The organism is Streptomyces sp. NPDC047061 (assembly GCF_040643955.1).
Taxonomy (GTDB): Bacteria; Actinomycetota; Actinomycetes; order Streptomycetales; family Streptomycetaceae; genus Streptomyces.
Window position 1 is genome coordinate 1 of sequence record NZ_JBEYVI010000118.1, and the last position, 2,678, is coordinate 2,678.

At 56.6% G+C, this 2,678-nt stretch carries 1 rRNA gene; it reads left to right on the forward strand.

The window, feature by feature from the left end:
- Positions 1–2,656 (forward strand): 23S ribosomal RNA (locus ABZ887_RS51000); the annotation flags it as partial.
- Positions 2,657–2,678: the final 22 nt, after the last annotated feature.

A 2,678-nucleotide genomic window follows, 5' to 3' on the forward strand; every position in this document is an offset into this window, starting at 1 on the left:
ACACCCAAGTAGCACGGGGCCCGAGAAATCCCGTGTGAATCTGGCGGGACCACCCGCTAAGCCTAAATATTCCCTGGTGACCGATAGCGGATAGTACCGTGAGGGAATGGTGAAAAGTACCCCGGGAGGGGAGTGAAATAGTACCTGAAACCGTGTGCCTACAAGCCGTGGGAGCATCCTTGTGGTGTGACTGCGTGCCTTTTGAAGAATGAGCCTGCGAGTTTGCGGTGTGTTGCGAGGTTAACCCGTGTGGGGTAGCCGTAGCGAAAGCGAGTCCGAAGAGGGCGTTTCAGTAGCACGCTCAAGACCCGAAGCGGAGTGATCTAGCCATGGGCAGGTTGAAGCGGAGGTAAGACTTCGTGGAGGACCGAACCCACCAGGGTTGAAAACCTGGGGGATGACCTGTGGTTAGGGGTGAAAGGCCAATCAAACTCCGTGATAGCTGGTTCTCCCCGAAATGCATTTAGGTGCAGCGTCGTGTGTTTCTTGCCGGAGGTAGAGCACTGGATAGGCGATGGGCCCTACCGGGTTACTGACCTTAGCCAAACTCCGAATGCCGGTAAGTGAGAGCGCGGCAGTGAGACTGTGGGGGATAAGCTCCATGGTCGAGAGGGAAACAGCCCAGAGCATCGACTAAGGCCCCTAAGCGTACGCTAAGTGGGAAAGGATGTGGAGTCGCAGAGACAACCAGGAGGTTGGCTTAGAAGCAGCCACCCTTGAAAGAGTGCGTAATAGCTCACTGGTCTAGTGATTCCGCGCCGACAATGTAGCGGGGCTCAAGCGTACCGCCGAAGTCGTGTCATTCACACAAATAGCCCCAACGGGTGTGTGGATGGGTAGGGGAGCGTCGTCTGCCGGGTGAAGCAGCACCGGAAGGTAGTTGTGGACGGTTGACGAGTGAGAATGCAGGCATGAGTAGCGATTCACACGTGGGAAACGTGTGCGCCGATTGACTAAGGGTTCCTGGGTCAAGCTGATCTGCCCAGGGTAAGTCGGGACCTAAGGCGAGGCCGACAGGCGTAGTCGATGGATAACCGGTTGATATTCCGGTACCCGCTGTGGAGCGTCAAACATCGAACCGAGCGATGCTAAGTCCGTGAAGCCGCCCTGATCTCTTCGGAGTTGAGGGGAGTGGTGGAGCCGACGGACCAGACTTGTAGTAGGTGAGTGATGGGGTGACGCAGGAAGGTAGTCCAGCCCGGGCGGTGGTTGTCCCGGGGTAAGGGTGTAGCCCGTCATCTAGGCAAATCCGGATGACATGAGGGTGAGACCTGATGCCGAGCCGATTGTGGTGAAGTGGATGATCCTATGCTGTCGAGAAAAGCCTCTAGCGAGTTTCATGGCGGCCCGTACCCTAAACCGACTCAGGTGGTCAGGTAGAGAATACCGAGGCGTTCGGGTGAACTATGGTTAAGGAACTCGGCAAAATGCCCCCGTAACTTCGGGAGAAGGGGGGCCACACCTGGTGAGAACACTTGCTGTTCGAGCTGGGGGTGGCCGCAGAGACCAGCGAGAAGCGACTGTTTACTAAAAACACAGGTCCGTGCGAAGCCGTAAGGCGATGTATACGGACTGACGCCTGCCCGGTGCTGGAACGTTAAGGGGACCGGTTAGCTCCATTTCGGTGGGGCGAAGCTGAGAACTTAAGCGCCAGTAAACGGCGGTGGTAACTATAACCATCCTAAGGTAGCGAAATTCCTTGTCGGGTAAGTTCCGACCTGCACGAATGGCGTAACGACTTCTCGACTGTCTCAACCATAGGCCCGGTGAAATTGCACTACGAGTAAAGATGCTCGTTTCGCGCAGCAGGACGGAAAGACCCCGGGACCTTTACTACAGTTTGATATTGGTGTTCGGTTCGGCTTGTGTAGGATAGCTGGGAGACTTTGAACTCCGGACGCCAGTTCGGGGGGAGTCGTCGTTGAAATACCAGTCTGGTCGTGCTGGATGTCTAACCTGGGTCCGTGATCCGGATCAGGGACAGTGTCTGATGGGTAGTTTAACTGGGGCGGTTGCCTCCTAAAGAGTAACGGAGGCGCCCAAAGGTTCCCTCAGCCTGGTTGGCAATCAGGTGTTGAGTGTAAGTGCACAAGGGAGCTTGACTGTGAGACCGACGGGTCGAGCAGGGACGAAAGTCGGGACTAGTGATCCGGCGGTGGCTTGTGGAAGCGCCGTCGCTCAACGGATAAAAGGTACCCCGGGGATAACAGGCTGATCTTCCCCAAGAGTCCATATCGACGGGATGGTTTGGCACCTCGATGTCGGCTCGTCGCATCCTGGGGCTGGAGTCGGTCCCAAGGGTTGGGCTGTTCGCCCATTAAAGCGGTACGCGAGCTGGGTTTAGAACGTCGTGAGACAGTTCGGTCCCTATCCGCTGCGCGCGCAGGAATATTGAGAAGGGCTGTCCCTAGTACGAGAGGACCGGGACGGACGAACCTCTGGTGTGCCAGTTGTTCTGCCAAGGGCATGGCTGGTTGGCTACGTTCGGGAGGGATAACCGCTGAAAGCATCTAAGCGGGAAGCCTGCTTCGAGATGAGTATTCCCACCCACTTGATGGGGTAAGGCTCCCAGTAGACGACTGGGTTGATAGGCCGGATCTGGAAGCCCAGTAATGGGTGGAGGTGACCGGTACTAATAGGCCGAGGGCTTGTCCTCAGTTGCTCGCGTCCACTGTGTT